This window comes from Bradyrhizobium sp. SZCCHNR1053, assembly GCF_032381235.1.
Classification (GTDB): Bacteria; Pseudomonadota; Alphaproteobacteria; order Rhizobiales; family Xanthobacteraceae; genus Bradyrhizobium.
In genome coordinates, this window is sequence record NZ_JAUHJM010000003.1 from 314,384 (window position 1) to 334,027 (window position 19,644).

Here is a 19,644-nt window from a genome sequence, read left to right on the forward strand (position 1 = left end):
GCATGACCGCTTCCGCCAAAAAGCTCTACAAGGGCGCCTTCCCGGTCGCGCCGACCATCTTCGACGCTGACGGCCGCCTCGATCTCGAGGGCCAGAAGCGCGCGATCGACTTCATGATCGATGCCGGCTCGCACGGCATCTGCATCCTCGCCAATTTCTCCGAGCAGTTCGTGCTGACCGATGACGAGCGCGATCTGGTGATGACCACGGTGCTGGATCATGTCGCCGGCCGCGTGCCGATCATCGTCACCACGACGCATTTCTCGACCTTTGTCTGCGCCGAGCGCTCGCGCCGCGCGCAGGAGAAGGGCGCGGCCATGGTCATGGTGATGCCGCCCTATCACGGCGCCACCTTCCGCGTGCCTGATAGCTCGATCTACGAGTTCTATCGCGGCGTGTCGGACGCGATCTCGATCCCGATCATGGTGCAGGACGCGCCGGTCGCCGGCACGCCGCTATCGGTGCCGTTCTTGGCGCGCATGGCCAAGGAGATCGAGAACCTCGCTTATTTCAAGATCGAGGTGCCGCGCGCGGCCGACAAGTTGCGCGCGCTGATCGAGGCAGGCGGCACGGCGATCGAAGGTCCGTGGGACGGCGAGGAGGCAATCACCCTGATGGCCGATCTCGACGCGGGCGCCACCGGCGCGATGACCGGCGGCGGCTATCCCGACGGCATTCGTAAGATCATCGATCCGTATTTCGCGGGCGACCGCGAGGCCGCGGCGGCGGCCTATGAGCGCTGGCTGCCGCTGATCAACTACGAGAACCGGCAGTGCGGGCTTGCCACCTGCAAGATACTGATGAAGGCGGGCGGCGTGATCCGCCACGACACCTTGCGCAGCCCGCAGCCGCCAATTCATCCGGCGACCCAGAAGGGACTGATCGAGATCGCGCGCCGGCTCGACCCAGTCGTGCTGCGCTGGGGACGCTAGAGATGAGCGAGCTTCGTGTCGCCATCGTTGGCTTCGGCAAGATCGCCAGGGATCAGCACGTGCCGGCGATCGCCGCCACCGAGGGCGTGACGTTGACGGCAGTGGCGAGTCGCAATGCCTCGCTGCCCGGCCTGCCGCATTTCGGCACGATCGAAGAGCTGCTGCGCGACGGACCCGAGATCGACGCGGTCGCGCTGTGCACCCCGCCGCAGGTGCGCCGTGCGCAGGCGCTCGCCGCGCTGGAAGCCGGCAAGCATGTGATGCTGGAGAAGCCGCCGGGCGCCGCCGTCAGCGAGCTCGATCCGCTGGTCGCGCTTGCCGCCGCGAAGCGGCGCACGCTGTTCGCGACCTGGCATTCACGTTACGCGCCCGCCGTCGAGCCGGCGCGCGCGTGGCTGTCTTCCCGCCAGATTCGCAGCGTGCGGATTGACTGGAAGGAGGACGTGCGCGTCTGGCATCCGGGGCAGGGCTGGATCTGGGAGCCGGGCGGGTTAGGGGTGTTCGATCCCGGAATCAACGCGCTGTCGATCCTGACCCGCATTCTGCCAGAGCCGGTGTTCGTGACCGAGGCGGAACTGTCGTTCCCGTCCAACCGCCAGGCTCCGATCGCGGCCAACCTGTCACTGTCGACGGCGAGCGACCTGCCGATCGCGGCCGAGTTCGACTTCCGCCAGACCGGGCCGCAGAGCTGGGACATCCGGATCGAGACCGACGCAGGCCAGTTGAAGCTGTCGCTGGGCGGCGCGCGGATGACCGCGGACGACCAGCCGATGGTCGACGAGAAGGAGCGCGAGTATCCCGGCCTCTACCGTCGCTTCGTCGAACTCACAAGGACCGGCGCGAGCGACGTCGATCTGGCGCCGCTGCGGCTGGTGGCTGACGCTTTCCTGCTCGGCCGCCGCCAATTCGTCGAGCCGTTCGAGGACTGACGCCATGGCGGAGCAGGCACGGATCACCCGGGATGTCTTCGGCACGCTGCCGGACGGCCGCGAGGTCGAGCGCGTCACCTTGCGTGGCGCTCACGGTTTCGAGGCGCGGATCATCACTTACGGCGCGGCGCTGCAGGCGCTGCTGGTGCCGGATGCGCAGGGCCGCGTCGACGACGTCGTGCTCGGCCACGACGACCTGCTGAGCTACCTCAAGCTCCGGAAATTTTTCGGTGCAACGGTCGGACGCTACGCCAACCGCATTGCCAAGGCGCGCTTTTCGCTCGACGGTCAGGACCTGCGCCTCGACGCCAATAATGGTGCGCATGCATTGCATGGCGGCCCCGACGGCTTCGACCGCAAGCTCTGGCAGATCGTCGCCACCGAAGACGGCGCCCAGCCCTCGGTCACGATGCTCTATGTCAGTCCCGACGGCGAGGCCAACTATCCGGGGCGGCTCGACGTCCGTGTCACCTATCAGCTGACGGGACCGACGGAGTTGGCCGTCAGCTTCAGCGCCCGGACGACCCGGACGACGATCGTCAACCTGACCAACCACAGCTTCTTCAATCTCGACGGCCTGGCCGCCGGCACCGGCATTCTCGATCATCGTTTGACAGTCGAAGCCGACCACTATCTCGCGATCGACGAGACTGCGATCCCGCTGGCGGGGCCGCCGCATTCCGTCGCCGGCACGCCGTTCGATTTCCGCGAGTCGCATGCGGTCGGTGCCCGCATCCGCGCTGACGACCCGCAGATCAAATGCGGTCGCGGCTACGATCATAATTTCTGTCTGCGCGACGGCTCTGGCGTGCGTTTCGCGGCCCGGCTCGAGTCGCCGCGCTCCGGGCGGATCATGGAGTTGCTCACCGATCAGCCTGGCTTGCAGGTCTATTCAGGCAACTATCTTGACGCGACCGTGAGCGGCAAGGGGCGTGTCTATCGTCAGTCCGACGCGCTCTGCCTGGAGCCGCAGGCCTGGCCGGACAGTCCGAACCGTCCGGATTTTCCCAGCGCGCGTCTTGCGCCCGACGACGTCTACAAGCACGAGACGGTGTATCGCTTCTCGACCGCGGGAGCGTCCGCATGATGGAGCAGGTGCCGACCACGATCCTTTGCGACGAGCGCTGCCATCTCGGCGAGGGGCCGACCTACGATCCCCACACCGACACCGCCTGGTGGTTCGACATTCGTGAAGGCCTGCTGTTCGAGGCCAAGATCGGCAGCGGCGAAGTCCGCCGCCACGGGCTCGGCAGGATGGCGAGCGCGCTCGGCCGCATCGATGCCGACAGGCAGCTGATCGTGGCCGAGGACGGACTCTACATCCGCAGCGTCGCCGACGGCGCGCTGTCGCTGCATCTGCCGCTCGAAGCCGACAATCAGGCGACGCGGTCGAACGATTCGCGGGTCCATCCCTCCGGCACGTTCTGGATCGGCACCATGGGCCGCAACGCCGAATGCGGCCTGGGCTCGATCTATGCGCTGCATCGCGGCGAGATCATCCGGTTGTTCCCCAACGTCACCATTCCCAACGCGATCTGCTTCTCGCCGGATGGCGCGATCGGCTATTTCGCCGATACGGATGAGAACGTCCTCTACCGTGTCGCGCTCGACCCGGAGACGGGCCTGCCGCGCGGCGAGCCAGAGGTGCTGCTGCGCCATGCCGGTGTCGGTGGGCTCGATGGCGCCGTCGTCGATGCCGAGGGACGGATCTGGAACGCACGCTGGGGCGGCGGTTGTGTCGACGTCTACAGCCCGCGGGGCGAGCATCTGCGAAGCATCGCGGTTCCGGCCAGCCAGGCGAGCTGCCCGGCGTTCGTCGGTCCCGATCTGTCGCGCCTGCTGGTGACGTCGGCCTGGCAGGACATGGACGCGGCGGCCAAGGCGGCCGACCCTGGCCATGGCCAGACTTTCCTTCTTGACGTCGGCGCTCACGGTCGCGCCGAGCCCGACGTCAAGCTGTCGATCTGAGAGGAGGAACAATCAGTCAAGCGTCGTTCAGCCTAACAGCTAACTGGTATCAAGATACGCAATCGGGTATCTCTTGTCCAAATTCGAAAATCCAAAGGGAGTGAAGACATGTCGAGAATGAAGACCATCATGGCCGCCGTCCTGGCCGGCCTCGGCGCGATGGCGCTGTCCAGCGCCGCACTGGCCCAGAGCAAGGGGACCGTCGGCATCGCGATGCCGACCAAATCCTCGGCGCGCTGGATCGACGACGGCAACAACATCGTGAAGGTGCTGAAGGAGCGCGGCTACACCACCGACCTGCAATATGCCGAGGACGATATTCCGAACCAGCTCTCGCAGATCGAGAACATGGTGACCAAGGGCGCCAAGGTGCTGGTGATCGCCGCGATCGACGGCACCACGCTGTCGGACGTGCTGAAGCAGGCCAAGGCCAAGGGCATCACCGTGATCGCCTATGACCGCCTGATCCGCGACACGCCGAACCTCGACTACTACGCGACCTTCGACAACTTCCAGGTCGGCGTGCTGCAGGCGCAGTCGATCGTGGACAAGCTCGGGCTGAAGGACGGCAAGGGGCCGTTCAACATCGAGCTGTTCGGCGGCTCGCCGGACGACAACAACGCCTACTTCTTCTACAATGGCGCCATGTCGGTGCTGCAGCCCTATCTCGACTCCGGCAAGCTCGTGGTCGCCTCCGGCCAGAAGGGCATGGACAAGGTTGCGACCCTGCGCTGGGACGGTGCCACCGCCCAGGCCCGCATGGACAACTTGCTCAGCGCCTATTACGGCAACAAGCGTGTCGATGCGGTGCTGTCGCCCTATGACGGCCTCTCGATCGGCATCATCTCGTCCTTGAAGGGCGTCGGCTATGGCAGCGGCAACCAGCCGATGCCGGTCATCTCCGGCCAGGACGCCGAGGTGCCGTCGGTCAAGGCGATCCTGCGCGGCGACCAGTACTCGACCATCTTCAAGGACACCCGCGACCTCGCCAAGGTGACCGCCGACATGGTCGATGCTTCGCTGAGCGGCAAGGAAGTCAAGGTCAACGACACCAAGACCTACAACAACGGCGTCAAGGTCGTCCCGGCCTATCTGCTCAAGCCGGTCGTGGTCGACAAGAGCAACTGGGAGAAGGTCCTGATCGAAGGCGGCTACTACAAAAAGTCGCAGGTCGAGTGATCTCATGGCCGGCGAGCGCGGCCATGCGCTCGCCGGCTCCTCTTATCTCAACGACTTCAAGTGTTGCGGGATACAGCGCGATGACGGCAATCCTCGAGATGCGCAGCGTCAGCAAGAGCTTCGTGGGCGTGCAGGCGCTCCGCGACGTCAGCTTTACGGTCGCGGCGGGCGAGATCCACGCCCTCGTCGGCGAGAATGGCGCCGGCAAGTCGACCCTGATGAAGGTGCTGAGCGGCGTCTATCCCTACGGCCGCTATGAGGGCCAGATCATTTTCGAAGGCGAGGAGCGGCGCTTCCGTGACATCAACGATTCCGAGGCGCTCGGCATCATCATTATCCACCAGGAGCTCGCGCTGATTCCGCTGATGTCGATCGCCGAGAACATCTTCCTGTCGCATGCGCCGTCACGCTTTGGCGTCATCGATCGCGACGAGGTCTACCGGCGCACCCAGCAATTGCTGGCTCAGGTGGGATTGAAGGAATCGCCGGATACGCTGATCACCGATCTCGGCGTCGGCAAGCAGCAATTGGTCGAGATCGCCAAGGCGCTGTCCAAGCGCGTCAAGCTCTTGATCCTGGACGAGCCGACGGCGAGCCTGAACGAGGCCGACAGCCAGGCGCTGCTCGACCGCCTCGTCACCTTCCGCGAGCAGGGCATCTCGTCGATCCTGATCACGCACAAGCTGAACGAGGTGGCCCGCGTCGCCGATCGCATCACGGTGCTGCGCGACGGACGCAGCGTCGACAGCATCGATTGCCGCGCCGAGCCGGTCCTGGAGGACCGGATCATCAAGAGCATGGTCAATCGCGACATGGCGCACCGCTTCCCTGAGCGGCAGCCGAAGATCGGCGAGCCCGTGTTCACGGTCGAGAACTGGTCGGTCTACCATCCGCAGCATACCGACCGCCAGGTAATCAAGAACGTCGATTTCCAGGTGCGCCGTGGCGAGATCGTCGGCATCGCCGGCCTGATGGGCGCGGGGCGCACCGAATTCGCCATGAGCCTGTTCGGCCGCTCCTGGGGCGTCAACATCACGGGCCGCGCCCGCCTCGAAGGCCACGACGTCACTCTCAACAGCGTACCGGCCGCGATCGACGCTGGCCTCGCCTATGTCACCGAGGACCGCAAGCAGCTCGGCCTGATTCTGGCCGACGACGTGCGCAAGAACATCACGCTGGCGAGCCTCTCTCAGGTCGCGCCGAACGGCGTGATCGACGACATCGCCGAGCTCAAGGCGGCGTCCGGCTACCGCGGCCGGATGCGGATCCGCTGCTCCGACGTCTATCAGGAGGCCGGCCAGCTCTCCGGCGGCAACCAGCAGAAGGTCGTGCTGTCGAAATGGCTGATGACCGATCCCAAGGTCTTGATCCTCGACGAGCCGACGCGGGGCATCGACGTTGGCGCAAAGTATGAGATTTACTGTATCATCCAGGAGCTCGCGGATGCCGGCCGGGGTGTTGTCGTGATCTCATCGGAGATGCCGGAGCTGCTCGGAATCTGCGACCGTATCTGCGTGATGAATGACGGCGCCTTCGTCGGCGAGTTCGCCGGGCCGGAGGCGACGCAGGAAAAGATCATGCGCGCCATCATGCGCAACGAAACCATCAAGAACCAGGAGACGGCCGCGTAAGCGGTCGGGAGGACGCCAGCAATGACCGACAAGACGGTTTCGCTCCCGGAGGAGAAGTCGCACAGCGGCTTCCTGAAGAACAATCTGCGCAGCTACGGCATGCTGCTGTCGTTGTTCGTTATCATGCTGTTCTTCCAGTTCATGACCGACGGCACCCTGCTGCAGCCGCTCAACCTCACCAACTTGGTGCTGCAGAACAGCTATATCGTCATCATGGCGCTCGGCATGCTGCTCGTGATCGTGACCGGGCACATCGACCTGTCCGTCGGCTCCGTTGCGGGCTTCGTCGGCGCCGTCGCGGCCGTGCTGATGGTGCGCTATCACGTCGACTTCCCGCTCGCGATCATCGCCTGCCTGATCGTCGGCGCCGCGATCGGCGCCGCGCAGGGCTATTGGGTGGCCTATTTCGGCATTCCCTCCTTCATCGTCACCTTGGCCGGCATGCTGGTGTTCAAGGGCCTGGCGCTGGCGCTGCTGCAGGGGCAATCGGTCGGGCCGTTCCCGGGTACGTTCCAGAAGCTGTCGTCCGGCTTCATCCCTGAGTTCATGCCGAGCGCGGCGCATCTTTATCCCACGTCGCTCGCGATCGGCGCGGTGCTGACGCTCATTCTGGTCTATGCCAGCGTCAAGGGCCGTGCGCGCGAGGTGGAGCACGGCATCGAGGTCGAGCCGTTCGGCTTCTTCGCTGCCAAGAACGTCGTGCTGGCCGGCGCACTGATGTATTTCACCTATCTGATCGCCTCGCATCGCGGCCTGCCCAACGTGCTGGTCATCATGACGGCGCTGATCGCGCTCTACGGCTTCATGACGCGCCGCACCGTGGTCGGCCGGCAGATCTATGCGGTCGGCGGCAACGCCAAGGCCGCCAAGCTGTCGGGCATCAAGACCGAGCGGCTCGTGTTCATGACCTTCGTCAACATGGGTGTGCTGGCGGCGCTGGCCGGCCTGATCTTCGCCGCCCGGCTCAACACCGCGACGCCGAAGGCCGGCCTCGGCTTCGAGCTCGACGTCATCGCGGCCTGCTTCATCGGCGGTGCCTCGGCCTATGGCGGCGTCGGACGGGTCGGCGGCGCTGTCATCGGCGCCATGATCATGGGCGTGATGAACAACGGCATGTCCATTCTCGGCGTCGGCATCGACTATCAGCAGGTCATCAAGGGCCTGGTGCTGCTCGGCGCCGTCTGCATCGACGTCTACAACCAGCGCCGTTGAGTTCGGCGCGCAGCTCCCGGTGAAGCTGTAACGACCTAGGGAGCAAAGCGACGCCGAAGGCGGCGCCTGCCCACCACGTCTCGCGACCCGCGTGAAAGCGGTGGGCACGCGGCATTCGCGTCGCGAATGCGGCTTTGCCCACCCTGCGCATTCACCAGAACTACACCACGTGGAAATTCGACACGCTGTCATTGGCGAGCTGAGCGACGAGCTGCAGCTCCCAGTCGATATAGGCCTGCATCGCTTCGGCGGCGTTGTCGGTGCCCTCATAGGGACGCTTGTAGACGTCGTCGGCAAGCGAGATCCATGAGGACCGATCGCTCTCCAGCACATGCCCGGCAGCCGTCCAGGCGCGCGTGCCGCCGCTGAGCACGCGGAGCTCACGCGTCGTCGCGGCACGTGCATCCGCAAGCGCAAACGCGGCTTCGCTGCCGTCGTTGCTGGTCAGCACGATCGGACCGTCGCCGGGCAGCTTGGCGAGATCATCCGCAAAGCGCGACGCCAGCACGAAATGTGCGCCCGGAATGTGTCCGGCCTTGTAGCTCGGACTGCGCGTGAGATCGACGATCGTCCACGCAGCGGGATCGGCCGCGAGTTGCTCGGCGCTGATTGCCGCGTCGCCACGCTGCGGCAGCGGCGGTCGGCGTGCGGCGCGGATTTCCGTTTCGGTCGCTCCAACGACATCCGGTCCCACGACCGCCACGTCCCAGCCCATCTGCTTCAGCCATGACGCCGTCATGCGTGCGCGCACGCCGTCATCGTCGAACAGCACCAGACGGGCGCCGCGCACGCCCACCCACTCGTCGGTCGCCTGCACCAGCTGGCCGCCCGGTGCCGACGCGAAGCCAGCCGGATGGCCGGCGGCATATTCCTCGGGCGTGCGGACGTCGAGGCAATACAGCGTGCGCGCCCCGGCCTCGGCCTGATGGCGCGCGAATGTCGCGGCATCGAGCACGCCGACGCCGACGCGCTCGGCCCAGGCCTTGGCATCAGCCAGCGCGGTCGCGTAGCTCGTCCGTGGCCGCTCCAGGAGGCGCGCGGTCTTGCCGCGCTCGACCTGATGGCCGGCAAGTGTCCAGCCGATCGTGCCGTTGCGCAACGCATAGATCTTGTTCGGCAGCCCGGCATTGATCAGCGACTGCGTGCCGATGATCGAGCGCGTGCGTCCGGCGCAGTTGACGATGATCGTGGTGTCGGGCGACGGCGCGACCTCGCGCGCCCGAAACGCCAGCTCGCCGCCGGGGACGCTGACCCCGCGCGGGATGCTCATGGTGCGATATTCCTCGAAGCGGCGGGCGTCGAGCACGACCAGATTCGACTCGCGCTCGATCAGCGCCTTGGCTTCGTCGGCCGACAGCGACGGCGTGTGCCGGATGGCCTCGACCAATTCGCCGAACGCCTTGCTCGGCACGTTGACGTCGCGGAACACCTCGCCATGGCGCGCATAGCCCGACAGCCCGCCAGCGAGCATCGCGACGTCGGTGTAGCCCAGTGCATGAATGCGCGGCACCGCGCGGGCGGCATAGCCTTCGCCATCATCATAAACGACGACGGCTACATTCAGACGCGGCACGAGATCGAGGATGCGCAGCTCGATCTGCGACAGTGGCAGCGACACCGCGAAGAACGGGTGCGACAGCGAGTAGGGGCCTTCCTCGCGGACGTCGAGCAGTGCCACCTCCTCGCCGGCGCGCCAGCGCCGCCGCAACTCGGTCGGTGTGATGATGCGGAAACCGTCAGGCGGCGGTGCGGTCGGGCCACAGGTTGGGGACGGTGTCATTCGAATATCCGGAAATGAAGTCTCGGGCGGCGCCGGTCTCCGCATCATACACCGCGCGGCGGATGCGGCCGATATTGCCGCCATAGACGTGGATGCTGATCGAGGAGCGGTCCGCCAGACCGTTGGAGATCGCGTGGATGTCGCCAATGTGTGGCGATACCGCGGCCGTTTGTCCAGCCCGCAGCCGCTCCGGCGCAGCCTCGCGCAACGTGCCGTCCGGCTGCCGCGCATAGCTGACCGAGAGTTCCTCGCCGCGCAGCACGCCGACGAGGCCCCAGACGCGATGGTCGTGCACCGGCGTGCCCTGGCCGGGGCCCCACACGAAGCTCACGATGGAGAACCGATCGAGCGGATCGGCATACAGCAGATATTGTCGGTAGCGGCCGCCGTCGGCGACCGCAAAGGCCTGAGGCAGCCAGTCGTCATGCGCGACCAGCTCCTTCAGTTTCGGTGCGAGCGCGGCGAGCAGCTCCGGCTCGTTTGTCGTGCTTGCGACGAGGCGTGCCGTATCGGCGACGAAGTCGCGGAAGCGCGCAATGTCAGTCATGTCGGGCTCGTGTCGTATCGAGGCGGGAGGCCGCCGATGGGCGAGGGATCTGATCCCACTCAGACGTGAGGGCCGAGCATCGCGATGTAGAACAGGTCCTCATTGGACAACTCGGCGGCCGGGCGCCGGGTGAGGATGTCGTGCGCTTTGAGACGGCTGTCAGCGCGCCCTTGCGGCAGCAAATGACCGAGCCAGCCTCCGAACCATGAGACGTAGCGCATGAGAGCCTCCGCGCGGTTTGATCACGTCCTTGATATCACGCCACGACCGGCATCGAACAGAGCCCGGCACGGCTCCGCATCACTTTGGCAGATCATGCCTGTTGAAGCACCTCGCCGGCAAATTCCTTTTCCGCATCGTACGCGTCGCGCTGCTCTGCTTCTCCATCGGTCGCATCTGCGCCGGCATTGCGGCCCGTCAGGCTTTCGTGCCAATGGGTGCGGAATGCCATCCATGATGCGTGATCCTGGAAGGCAACCTCGGCGAACCACTCGACCGTGACGGCGCCGCTCGGCCAGTAGCGTTCCTGGTCATGCCAGCACACGACAGGCCAGCGCGGATTGCGGTAGGAGCGGCCGGTCTCATCATGCAGCGATGGCCGGCCGAGATGATCGATCAGCCATGACATCACCTCGGGCAGGAACGTGGCGGCAAACGACACGCCATGGCGGCCGAGCCGCTGCGGCATGCGCATGACGCGCTGATCGATGATGGCGAAGGCCGGCGGCACCGCGCCGACATTGAACTGGCGGATCATCAGCAGGCGGAAGCCGCAGTCGCAGAGCTCGGCAGGCACGGCATGGATCGCCGTCGGCTGAAGTGGAGCCGCGATGTTCATACCAGTGCTCCCTGCGCCTGTCCGAGCGCGAGGTCGATGGCGTGCTGCAACGCTGTGCGCGTCGGCACATCGCTGCGTTTCAGATAGGCGGTCAGAACGCGTGCCATCCCTGCCTCCCGTCGGCATCTGCACGTTGCTGGTCTCAGCCTGCGCAGATCGCCTTGCGTGGAGACGGACATTCGACCCGAATCCGACGCGACGAAAATCAACAATCCCCGACATTGCTGCCGGTCAGGGAGGGTAGATCAAATTTCGTGCCAGATGCGGCGATCAGTGGAGACGATGGCCGTCGGCGTCGTGTTCCGGCGTCGCGAGCTGCGCGATCGGGCTGGATTGGTGGTGGATCATCCGCCAGGCGCCGTCGATGCGCGCGAAGTGATTGGCCGCCGCGAGCGCCGCGCCGTCGACCAGCTCGATGCAGAGCACGTGGCCATGATCGCCGTCGGCGATCGCGTGCGGGTCCGCGCAGACGATGTTCGGCCGGCCTGGGTTGGCGAGGATGTCGCGCCAGCTGCCGATCACGGCGGCGCGGCCGACGATCGCCGGCCAGCCCGGATGAATGCAGGAGATGCCGTCGCGATCGGCCCAGAGGGCAACGAGTGCCGCGAAATCGCCGGCCGTGAAGGCAGCATAGAAGGCCGCATTGGCGGCCAGGATCTCGCGCTCGTCGCTCATTGTGATGGCGTGAGCCAAGCCGGTGCGAAAATCAAGCAATGTTTGGAAACGCACATCCCCTGGTGCGCAAAAACTTGCAAGCTTCTTGCAGGACCCGGTCGAGACGCGATCGCAACGCATCAGCCGAGGTCCTGCCATGCTCGAAACGGCCATTGTCGGAGGTGGATTGTGCGGAATGGCACTCGCGCGCAGCCTGCAGCAGCGCGGCAGCACGTTCGCTTTGTTCGAAGCCCGACATCGCCTGGGCGGACGTGTGCTGTCGGTCAGGAGCAAGGCGGGGCTTGCGCTGGACCTCGGCCCGACCTGGTTCTGGCCGGACACCCAGCCGCTGCTGACCGGCCTGATCGCGGAGCTCGGCCTGTCCGACTTTGCCCAGCACGATGACGGCACGGTTCTTCATCTGAAGGAGGCGGACAAGTCGGCCGAGCAGATCGGCGGGCCGCCGGTCCACCAGGGCGCGCGCCGGCTCTCCGGCGGCATGACGAAGCTGGTCGAGGCGCTGGCGCGTGATCTGCCGCAGCCCTGCATCCATCTCGGCCATGAGCTGATGCGCATCGTCGATTGCGGCACGCATGTGCGGCTGATCTTTGCCACATCAACCGAATCGGTCGCGATCGAGGCCAAGCGCGCCGTGCTCGCGCTGCCGCCGCGGCTGCTGATCGATCACGTCGGCTTCTTTCCCGAGCTGGACGACGCGACCTTCGATGCGATGCGCGGTGCCGAGACCTGGATGGCGGCGCAGGCCAAGGTCGTGATCGCCTACGACCAGGCGCATTGGCGCGACCAGGGCCGGTCCGGCAATGCGTTCGTCAGCCACGAGCAGGCCGTGATCGGCGAGATCTTCGACGCCTGCGATGCCGGCGGCGACCGTGCTGCGCTCGGCGGCTTCCTCGCCTTCTCGCCCGATCTGCGCGCGACCTTCAGTGTCGGGCTGCCACTGCTGATGGACAGCCAGATGGTGCAGCTGTTCGGCTCCGCGCTGGAAGGCGGCGAACAGCACTATCAGGACTGGGCGGCCGAGCGCTTCACCTGCAGCGCATTGGATCGCACCTCGCCGCGCGGCGAGCACAGCGAGATCGCCAATCCGATGCTGCGGCGGGCGCTATGGGACGGGCGGCTGCACCTCGGTGGCGCCGAGACCGCAAGCCACGCGGCCGGCTATCTCGAAGGTGCCCTGAACGCCGCCAAGCGCATCGAGCGTGCGATGGCCCGGAGCATGGGCGAGATCGCCGGGCCGCGGCCGGCCGTGGCGATCGGCGACGGGCTGTCGGGCAACGCAGCGAGCCTCGCCTGGTTCGGCGCCTGGGTCGCCGCGCAGCGTGATGCCGCGTTCGACGATTATCGGCAGCGGCTCAACCGCAGCCTCGCTACGCAGCAGCGCGAGCAACTGACCCAGCTCGCTGTTCTCGGAGCCACCGAGGGGGTGTTCGCGGCGGCGCTGCAGGTGCTGGACGCACTGACCTTCGACATGCGCGACGTCGCCGTCGAACGCGGGCGCTCCGCCCTGATGCCGGAGATCCAGAAACCGTTCCGCGATGTCATGCAGTCGCTGCTCGACGATGCCATAGCCTTCAATCGCACCTCCTGCGCGCTGTCGAACTTTCCGTTCGAGCACAAGCCGTCGAAGGACTACGTGCAGACGATCCTGCGCGACATCGCCGCCGCCTGGCAGGAGTTCTCGCTCGCCGCCAACCGCCTGCTGCTGGCAAAGGCGGAAGATGTGATGCGCACGCCGACGAGAATGTCGTCGTGAGTCCGACAGCGTCGAGGTACGACCGATGAAGCTGCAGATCGAACGTTCGACCATCCTGGCGATGGCGGCGGCCTTCCCGCGTCTGGCCTCGTTGACGGAGCAGCTGCGTTTCGGCGACAAGGTCGAGGTCAATATGGCGCAACTCGCGACCGCCGAGCTCGACTTCCTGCGCGACAGCTACCAGAAGGCCGGTCCCGAATGGCACGCCCGCGCGGCGCAGATCGCCACCCTGCAGCGCGCCTTTGCCGATTCCGGCGCCCGGTTCTCCGAGCACGAACTGGAATCGGTGCTGCCGGCGATTGCGCGCTACCTGATCTCGGACGCCATCCGCGGCTGGATGTTCACGGCCAACGTCGCCAGCCGGCCGCTGCCCTATGTCGTGACGCGACTCGACTACACCGCACCGTCGAATGACGAGGCCGGCCGCGTCTTCATCGAGCTCAAGGCCAACGCCAAGGGCGCGATCACCACGTCCACCCTGCGCATCTCCGCCGGCGACATCGTCGGCAGGACGGTCGCCGAAATCTTCGCCGCCAAGGGCTTCCTCAAGGAAACACCCGAGCTGATATCCGCCTATGACGAGACGGCCGAGCGCTATTTCGCCTGGCGCGGCCGCTACGGAGCGCAGTTCTCCGGCCGCGGCATCGGCTTCTTCGCCGATGATCCGAACTCCTCGCATCGCGACATGGACTGGTCGCGCAAGGACGTGATCGTGCTGTCGTCCGGCGGCGGCAGCGCGCGGCTCGTCAACGACGAAGGCATTCTCACCGAGCGGGCGCTGACGCTCGAGGTCACGGGCGACATACTCGGGCAGTACCTGCGCAAGGCTGCCAAGAGCAATCTCTATGACGCCGAGCAGGAGGTCGAAGAATCCAGGGCGGCGATCCCGAAGGGCATCTTCTGCCGCATTCCCGTCCATCCCTATATGCTGATGTTCCATCTCGACCTGCACCATTATCTCTGGGTGCATGCCGACGACATGGTGCCCTACGCCTATCAGCCCGAGCTCAAGCAGAAGCTGGTGCTGCCGGAGGAGCAGACCGACCTGATCGACATCCTCACTGCCGAGATGGACCTCTTGATGGACGACATCGTCGCCGGCAAGTCCGGCGGCACCACCGTGCTGTGCGCGGGGCCGCCCGGCGTCGGCAAGACGCTGACGGCGGAGGTCTACGCCGAGATCATCGGCCGGCCGCTGTACCGCGTGCATTCCGGTCAGCTCGGGCTGAACGTCGCGGCGATGGAGAGTGCGCTGAAGGATGCGCTGACGCGCGCGCAGCGTTGGGGCGCGGTCATGCTGATCGACGAGGCCGACGTCTACATCAAGCGGCGCGAGGACGACATGACGATGAATGCCGTCGTCGGCGTATTCCTGCGTGTGCTGGAATATTTCAACGGGCTCTTGTTCCTGACCACCAATCGCATCGACGACATCGATGAAGCGATCGTGTCGCGCTGCATCGCGCTGATCAGGTTCCAGGCGCCGGACGCGCAAGCGCGCGGCCGGATCTGGCGGGTGATGTGCGCGCAGTTCGGCTTGAACGTCGATGCCGGCTTGGTGGAGCTGCTGGTGGACACGTTCCCAGGCGCGTCAGGCCGCGACATCAAGGGGCTGGCCAAGCTGGTCGCCAAATATTGCCACCACAAGAGCGTCCGCCCGACCATCGAGGTCTTCCGCCGCTGCGCCATCTTCCGCGGCATCGATCTTGGCGACCACGAGCTGCTGCCGGAGGCCGCGGAGTAGATCGGCTACAACTGGCTGGCCTGCCCCAAGGTCGCCGGATTATACCCTTCCTCGCGCAGCACCCGCTGCACGACCGGGCGCGCGAGCATGCGGCGGTAGTGCGCGAGCAGGTTGGCCGGCAGCGCAATGCCGGTCTTGTCGGCCCAGAACTCGACATAGAACAGGATCGGATCGGCGACCGAGAATTCGCCGCCGAGATAGGACTGCCCGTCGAGCATCTTGTTCAGGATGGCAAAGCCCTTCACGACGATGTTGCGGCCGAGCGCGCGCACCGACTCCTGGTCGGCCTCGTTGCGGCTGAAGGTCGGCGTGGCGAAGATGCGCGCGAAGCCGTGGCCATGCACCGTTCCGGCAATGTAGCTCATGGCTTCGAGCAGCCGCGTTTCGGTCTCGATATCCGAAGGCCACAATCTGGCGCGCGGCCTGGAGCGGCCGAGCCAATAGGCAATCGCCGGCACCTCCGTCAGCACGCTGCCGTCGCTGCGCACCAGCGCCGGAATCGTCGATTTCGGGTTGATGGCCACATAGTCCGGTTTGAAATTGTCGCCGGCCGGCAGGTTGACGATATGGGCCTCGAACACCTCCTCAAGCTCTTCGAGAATGATGTGGATGCCGGTCGAGCACGATCCCGGCGTCATGTAGAATTTCATCGCGGCCATCATTGTCTCCAAGCCGACATCGCGCGTGTCTTCGATGCCTACGGCATGCTTCATGCAAGGATCGGGACAGATCGAGACTGATGCGCCGTGGCTCGACACGTCGGGCTGCTGCCGTCGGGTTTGCGACAGGAGACGTCATCGCGGTCCCGTAGCTCCGTCGCGCCGGTCAGGGAGCGCCGCGCATGACGGAACGTGAGCCGGAAATCTTCGTGATCTGTCCGACCGCCGGCATCGCGCCGGGTGAAGCCAAGGCGTTCAGCCTGTCGCGGATCGGCGACAATGGCGAGGCGCGGCCGTTTCCTATCGTGATCATCCACACTGTGTCCGGTGGCTTTGTGGGCTATGTCAACTGCTGCCCACACGAGGGCAAATGGCTGAACATCGGTAGCGGCCAGTTCTTCAATAAGGATCGGACGCTGCTGCGCTGCGGACGGCATGGCGCAACGTTCGAGATCGACACCGGGCTGTGCAACGCCGGTGCCTGCGCAGGGCAGAGCCTGGAGCCGATTGCGCTCGCTGTCATCGACGGCGAGGTCTGCCTGTGCGGCGTCGCGCTGGTGGAAGATATTCCCGATCCGTTCGACGACCTCGACGAGACCATGGAGATCATGATCCACCCGGATTGACGGATGGGATTTCCAACGTCATTGCGAGGAGCGAAGCGACGAAGCAATCCAGAATCCTACCTGAGCCCTGGATTGCTTCGCTTCGCTCGCAATGACACTCACTACGTGATGTCGTTCGGCGGACCCTCAGAACCCATCCGCCTTCTTGCCCCACGGATGGGTGCCGGATACAAGCTGTGCCTTGATGCCGGCCTTGTCGACATCGGCCCGGGTTCTGAAAAAGGTCGCCTCGTGCACCAGCGTGCCGTTCTTGGTCGTCACCGCGACATAGCGCGCGACAGTGTCGATGTCGCACAGATATCCGCCGCCGGGATCGGCGGCGCTGCGCAGGTTGCCATCCCAGTCCACGAAGAATCCTTCACTCATCTCTTTCTCCAACCTCGTTCAGTCAGGTCTCGGGCTGATCGGCGACGAGCTGCGCATAGGCGCTCTCGACGATGGCCCAGCAATGCAGCAGGCGCTGATGCTCGGCCTTGCCGATGCTCACCGTCTCGCCATGATCGTCGGCCGCAGCCGTCGCCGCCTGCAGCGCATCGAACAGCGCCTTCTCAAGCTGGTAGATGCGCTCGCTGGCGCGTTCCAGATAAGGAATGGGATTGGCGCGGACATTGGCCTCGTGCAGCGCATCGAGGCTGAGCAGCGTCCGGAAGCGGCGCTCGACCTGGCGCTGCTGCATGCCGAAATCGTGCTCGATGACGGTCACGGCCGGACCTCGGGCGCGGGCGCCTTTGAAGCCGCCGCCTTGGCCGCATTCCGCAGCAGGTTCAGGCATTCGAGCGAAGCGGCCATGTCGAGCGCGGAAAAGCCGTCGAGCGTCTCGGTGCGGATGTCCGCGCCCTTGGCCAGGAGATGCGCGACCACATCGGCCTTGCCGGAGGAGGACGCATACATCAGCGCTGTCGCACCATTGTCGTTGCTGTTGTCGAGATCGATGCCGGCCTCGACCAGCGCGTCGATGGCGTCGAGATGCCGGCCGACGCAGGCGAGCCACAGCGCGTTATTGCCGTCCGCGTTCCTGGCGGCGACGTCGGCGCCGGCAGAGAGCAGCTCGCGGATAACGACGACATTGCCGAGATGTGCCGCCTTCATCAGCGGCGTGGTCCGATTGGCGATGATGGCGTCGACGTCGTCAGCGGGAAAGCCCTGGGCGGCGAGCCACGCCGCCAGGGCCGGACTGACGTTCGCCGCGCCGCTCCGCGCGGGACAACGCTGGCGCCACGCCTCATAGCCGCCGTCGAGGCTATAGACCTCAGTGAAGCCGAAATCGGAGAAGGTCTGCGCGTAGTCCTGGCTGGCATTGCCGTGATAGCAGTAGATCAGGATCGGCGCGCGCCTGCTCGTGCCGGCGATCATCTCGGCGAGATTGCGCTGGGTGAGATGCCGCGCGCCGGCCATATGCGCGGTGTCGAACGAGGCGGTGTCGCGGACGTCGAAGCGCAGCACATCGTCGCGCTGCAGCAGCTCGGCTGCGTGGTCGACATCGATGCGCTGAAACGGAATACGCGGTCTCATGGCAGGACTCCCGCTTCATTGCGCGTTCGGCCGGGATAGGCCGCCAGCGTCGTGATGCGATCATCGGTCAGGGGACGGCCGACCGTGAAGTGATAGAGCACCTGGAACTGCTCTCCGACCACGCCGAGCATCTCGTGCACGGAGTCGTCGAAGAAGCAGCCGATGCCGGTGCCGCGCAGGCCCGCCGCCTCGGCTTCGAGGTAGAGCACGTGGCCGATCAGGCCAGCCTCCCAATGCAGTTGCCGATAGCGCCACGGATGGTCGCTGACGGCCGGCGTGAACTCGGCGAGCATCGCCATCGCAAAGCAGCCGTCGCCCGCGATCGCCTGGTGACAGCTAGCGGTGCGGATCACGCCGCGGCTGTCGGTCGGCAGCAGCCGGAACAACGGCAGATGATCAGGCACGCGCTCGACCGGCTGCCAGTCGAAGTCGGGACGCAGCGCGCGCCGCAGGCTGGTCTCCGCCTCGCTGCCGCGCGGCAGCGCATAGAGCCCGGGCGTGAGCCCCTCGACGCGATGGACGAATAGCAGCGGATGCAGCCGCGACGCGAACGGCCAGATGGTCCATGGCGGCGTAGCGCGCGGCAGCAGCGCGTCGAGAAGGTGAAGCAACGTTGCGAGATCCATCGTGAACCTGGCGTCGAAGCGTTGCGCGCTGCGACGACCGAGAATGAGCTCGGCCGCGCGCGCCTGTGATTGCCGCGTCAGCGGCGGGCACCGCCACGGAATGGAGATCGCATCCTGCGCCGCGCCGGCCGTGGCCGCGCTCACCTCGGGGATGATGGGCCAGCGGTAGAGCGGATGGCGATCGAGCCGGTTCGCCTGACCTTTCCACGTGTCGTCGATCGTGGCGAGTGATGGCAAACCGGCAGGCGATCGCGAGCTCGCATCGCGCGGCGCGATCGCGAGCAGCACATCGGCATTCTCGGTCTCGACGCCGGCGAAATCATCCGCGCGATCGAGTCCCATCAGCGCTGCGAGTCTCGCACTGTCGATGCCGTCGATCACGCGCGCGTACCAGCCGAGCGCAGCGGCGGCGTAGCTGACGGCGCCGATCGCATGTCCGAGGTCGAGCTGGCAGTAGCGGAACGCGCGCTCGCCATATTTCCACGCCTCGCGCCAATGGATCGAGGACAGCGCGAGCCATAGCCGCGGCTCGCCATGCGATGGCCTGCCGCGGCGGCACCGTTGCTCCAGCACGTGATCGCGGCTGACATAGTGATGAAGACCGTCGCTGAGCCCTGTCACATTCTCCGCGACGACATAGGCCTCGGTCGGATGCAGATTGCCGCTGGAGGGATTGCAGCGCAACGCCCAGCGATCCGGACCGTACTCCTTCCAGGCCGCCAGCCCGAACGACAATTCCAGCAGCAGCGCGACGCCGTCGATCGTCAACGGCTGGACCGGCGCCGTGGCGTCGCAGGCATCGGCGAAGCTCACGGCGAGACGGTCCGAGGCCAGCGGCAGATCGGTGCGCGGGCTGCCGGCGAACTCGCGGAACGGATTGGGCTGCGCGTCCCAGTCCAGCGTCTCCGGCCCCGCCGCATAGCGCTTGAGGCTGTGCTTGGTGCGGGCGTGATAGGCCAACGCGATGTCGGCGGCGGCTGGAACGTCCGCCGTGCCGGACTGTGACACGGACATGCTTCCTCACAAGGTGCGA

Annotated in this window: 20 protein-coding genes; 10 read left to right on the forward strand and 10 right to left on the reverse strand. The window is 65.9% G+C overall.

Annotated elements, in window-relative coordinates:
- Nucleotides 1-2: 2 nt before the first annotated feature.
- The 7 genes from QX051_RS10590 (at nt 3) to mmsB (ending at nt 7,851) form a co-directional block, all read left to right on the forward strand.
- Nucleotides 3-932 (forward strand): dihydrodipicolinate synthase family protein, encoded by a 930-nt coding sequence (locus QX051_RS10590; protein WP_315776068.1) that lies wholly within the window; start codon nt 3-5, stop codon nt 930-932.
- A 2-nt stretch (nt 933-934) separates the two neighbouring features.
- Nucleotides 935-1,861, forward strand: coding sequence for a Gfo/Idh/MocA family oxidoreductase (locus QX051_RS10595; RefSeq protein ID WP_315776069.1), 927 nt, complete (start codon nt 935-937; stop codon nt 1,859-1,861).
- Nucleotides 1,862-1,865: 4 nt separating this feature from the next.
- Nucleotides 1,866-2,948, forward strand: coding sequence for an aldose epimerase family protein (locus QX051_RS10600; RefSeq protein WP_315776070.1), 1,083 nt, complete (start codon nt 1,866-1,868; stop codon nt 2,946-2,948).
- Nucleotides 2,948-3,829 (forward strand): SMP-30/gluconolactonase/LRE family protein, encoded by an 882-nt coding sequence (locus QX051_RS10605; protein ID WP_315776254.1) that lies wholly within the window; start codon nt 2,948-2,950, stop codon nt 3,827-3,829. The genes QX051_RS10600 and QX051_RS10605 overlap by 1 nt, the downstream gene beginning before the upstream one ends.
- 108 nt (nt 3,830-3,937) lie before the next feature.
- On the forward strand, nt 3,938-5,008 hold the full coding sequence (chvE, locus tag QX051_RS10610; protein WP_315776071.1) for a multiple monosaccharide ABC transporter substrate-binding protein: 1,071 nt from the start codon (nt 3,938-3,940) through the stop codon (nt 5,006-5,008).
- Nucleotides 5,009-5,088: 80 nt separating this feature from the next.
- Nucleotides 5,089-6,639, forward strand: a complete 1,551-nt coding sequence (gene mmsA / locus QX051_RS10615; RefSeq protein ID WP_315776072.1) for a multiple monosaccharide ABC transporter ATP-binding protein — start codon at nt 5,089-5,091, stop codon at nt 6,637-6,639.
- Nucleotides 6,640-6,660: 21 nt separating this feature from the next.
- Complete coding sequence (gene mmsB, locus QX051_RS10620; protein WP_315738458.1) at nt 6,661-7,851, forward strand: multiple monosaccharide ABC transporter permease; 1,191 nt, start codon at nt 6,661-6,663, stop codon at nt 7,849-7,851.
- A gap of 160 nt (nt 7,852-8,011) precedes the next feature.
- Here the strand turns inward: mmsB and QX051_RS10625 are convergent, their stop codons facing one another.
- The 5 genes from QX051_RS10625 to QX051_RS10645 all read right to left on the reverse strand — a co-directional run bounded on the left by QX051_RS10625 (nt 8,012) and on the right by QX051_RS10645 (nt 11,691).
- A complete protein-coding gene (locus tag QX051_RS10625; RefSeq protein ID WP_315776073.1) occupies nt 8,012-9,631 on the reverse strand; it encodes a rhodanese-like domain-containing protein in 1,620 nt (539 codons plus the stop codon).
- Nucleotides 9,588-10,178, reverse strand: a complete 591-nt coding sequence (locus QX051_RS10630; protein ID WP_315776074.1) for a cysteine dioxygenase — start codon at nt 10,176-10,178, stop codon at nt 9,588-9,590. The genes QX051_RS10625 and QX051_RS10630 overlap by 44 nt, the downstream gene beginning before the upstream one ends.
- 59 nt (nt 10,179-10,237) lie before the next feature.
- A complete protein-coding gene (locus QX051_RS10635; protein ID WP_315738455.1) occupies nt 10,238-10,399 on the reverse strand; it encodes a hypothetical protein in 162 nt (53 codons plus the stop codon).
- A 92-nt stretch (nt 10,400-10,491) separates the two neighbouring features.
- Nucleotides 10,492-11,010 (reverse strand): hypothetical protein, encoded by a 519-nt coding sequence (locus QX051_RS10640; RefSeq protein WP_315776255.1) that lies wholly within the window; start codon nt 11,008-11,010, stop codon nt 10,492-10,494.
- Nucleotides 11,011-11,286: 276 nt separating this feature from the next.
- On the reverse strand, nt 11,287-11,691 hold the full coding sequence (locus tag QX051_RS10645) for a nuclear transport factor 2 family protein (protein ID WP_315738454.1): 405 nt from the start codon (nt 11,689-11,691) through the stop codon (nt 11,287-11,289).
- Nucleotides 11,692-11,827: 136 nt separating this feature from the next.
- Here QX051_RS10645 and QX051_RS10650 point away from each other — a divergent pair, with 136 nt between their 5' ends.
- On the forward strand, nt 11,828-13,444 hold the full coding sequence (locus QX051_RS10650) for a flavin monoamine oxidase family protein (protein WP_315776075.1): 1,617 nt from the start codon (nt 11,828-11,830) through the stop codon (nt 13,442-13,444).
- A gap of 25 nt (nt 13,445-13,469) precedes the next feature.
- Complete coding sequence (locus QX051_RS10655; RefSeq protein ID WP_315776076.1) at nt 13,470-15,188, forward strand: ATP-binding protein; 1,719 nt, start codon at nt 13,470-13,472, stop codon at nt 15,186-15,188.
- Between the two features lie 5 nt (nt 15,189-15,193).
- Here QX051_RS10655 and QX051_RS10660 read toward each other — a convergent pair whose 3' ends face one another.
- Entirely contained in the window at nt 15,194-15,838 is a 645-nt protein-coding gene (locus QX051_RS10660) for a glutathione S-transferase family protein (RefSeq protein ID WP_315776256.1), read from the reverse strand.
- A 191-nt stretch (nt 15,839-16,029) separates the two neighbouring features.
- Between QX051_RS10660 and QX051_RS10665 the strand changes: the two genes are divergently transcribed.
- The gene (locus QX051_RS10665) at nt 16,030-16,473 is read left to right on the forward strand and encodes a Rieske (2Fe-2S) protein (RefSeq protein WP_315776077.1); all 444 of its coding nucleotides are present in this window, start codon (nt 16,030-16,032) and stop codon (nt 16,471-16,473) included.
- A gap of 126 nt (nt 16,474-16,599) precedes the next feature.
- On the opposite strand, the gene QX051_RS10670 is transcribed toward QX051_RS10665, so the two are convergent.
- The 4 genes from QX051_RS10670 to QX051_RS10685 all read right to left on the reverse strand — a co-directional run bounded on the left by QX051_RS10670 (nt 16,600) and on the right by QX051_RS10685 (nt 19,625).
- Nucleotides 16,600-16,839, reverse strand: coding sequence for a hypothetical protein (locus QX051_RS10670; protein WP_315738450.1), 240 nt, complete (start codon nt 16,837-16,839; stop codon nt 16,600-16,602).
- Nucleotides 16,840-16,861: 22 nt separating this feature from the next.
- Nucleotides 16,862-17,176 (reverse strand): hypothetical protein, encoded by a 315-nt coding sequence (locus QX051_RS10675; RefSeq protein ID WP_315776078.1) that lies wholly within the window; start codon nt 17,174-17,176, stop codon nt 16,862-16,864.
- The gene (locus QX051_RS10680) at nt 17,173-17,916 is read right to left on the reverse strand and encodes an ankyrin repeat domain-containing protein (protein ID WP_315776257.1); all 744 of its coding nucleotides are present in this window, start codon (nt 17,914-17,916) and stop codon (nt 17,173-17,175) included. Before QX051_RS10680 ends, QX051_RS10675 begins: the two co-directional genes overlap by 4 nt.
- Nucleotides 17,917-17,981: 65 nt before the next feature.
- Nucleotides 17,982-19,625: a nitroreductase family protein gene (locus QX051_RS10685; RefSeq protein ID WP_315776079.1), complete on the reverse strand. Its 1,644-nt coding sequence runs from the start codon at nt 19,623-19,625 to the stop codon at nt 17,982-17,984.
- Nucleotides 19,626-19,644 lie beyond the last annotated feature (19 nt).

What these genes read in the sequence shown, in the direction of transcription:
- QX051_RS10630 (WP_315776074.1), bottom strand. Translation starts at nt 10,178, where the DNA reads ATGACTGACATTGCGCGCTTCCGCGACTTCGTCGCCGATACGGCACGC.
- QX051_RS10670 (WP_315738450.1), bottom strand. Translation starts at nt 16,839, where the DNA reads ATGAGTGAAGGATTCTTCGTGGACTGGGATGGCAACCTGCGCAGCGCC.
- chvE (WP_315776071.1), top strand. Translation starts at nt 3,938, where the DNA reads ATGTCGAGAATGAAGACCATCATGGCCGCCGTCCTGGCCGGCCTCGGC.
- QX051_RS10595 (WP_315776069.1), top strand. Translation starts at nt 935, where the DNA reads ATGAGCGAGCTTCGTGTCGCCATCGTTGGCTTCGGCAAGATCGCCAGG.
- QX051_RS10650 (WP_315776075.1), top strand. Translation starts at nt 11,828, where the DNA reads ATGCTCGAAACGGCCATTGTCGGAGGTGGATTGTGCGGAATGGCACTC.
- QX051_RS10635 (WP_315738455.1), bottom strand. Translation starts at nt 10,399, where the DNA reads ATGCGCTACGTCTCATGGTTCGGAGGCTGGCTCGGTCATTTGCTGCCG.
- QX051_RS10660 (WP_315776256.1), bottom strand. Translation starts at nt 15,838, where the DNA reads ATGAAATTCTACATGACGCCGGGATCGTGCTCGACCGGCATCCACATC.
- QX051_RS10625 (WP_315776073.1), bottom strand. Translation starts at nt 9,631, where the DNA reads ATGACACCGTCCCCAACCTGTGGCCCGACCGCACCGCCGCCTGACGGT.
- QX051_RS10605 (WP_315776254.1), top strand. Translation starts at nt 2,948, where the DNA reads ATGGAGCAGGTGCCGACCACGATCCTTTGCGACGAGCGCTGCCATCTC.
- QX051_RS10645 (WP_315738454.1), bottom strand. Translation starts at nt 11,691, where the DNA reads ATGAGCGACGAGCGCGAGATCCTGGCCGCCAATGCGGCCTTCTATGCT.
- mmsB (WP_315738458.1), top strand. Translation starts at nt 6,661, where the DNA reads ATGACCGACAAGACGGTTTCGCTCCCGGAGGAGAAGTCGCACAGCGGC.
- QX051_RS10665 (WP_315776077.1), top strand. Translation starts at nt 16,030, where the DNA reads ATGACGGAACGTGAGCCGGAAATCTTCGTGATCTGTCCGACCGCCGGC.
- QX051_RS10600 (WP_315776070.1), top strand. Translation starts at nt 1,866, where the DNA reads ATGGCGGAGCAGGCACGGATCACCCGGGATGTCTTCGGCACGCTGCCG.
- QX051_RS10685 (WP_315776079.1), bottom strand. Translation starts at nt 19,625, where the DNA reads ATGTCCGTGTCACAGTCCGGCACGGCGGACGTTCCAGCCGCCGCCGAC.
- QX051_RS10590 (WP_315776068.1), top strand. Translation starts at nt 3, where the DNA reads ATGACCGCTTCCGCCAAAAAGCTCTACAAGGGCGCCTTCCCGGTCGCG.
- mmsA (WP_315776072.1), top strand. Translation starts at nt 5,089, where the DNA reads ATGACGGCAATCCTCGAGATGCGCAGCGTCAGCAAGAGCTTCGTGGGC.
- QX051_RS10655 (WP_315776076.1), top strand. Translation starts at nt 13,470, where the DNA reads ATGAAGCTGCAGATCGAACGTTCGACCATCCTGGCGATGGCGGCGGCC.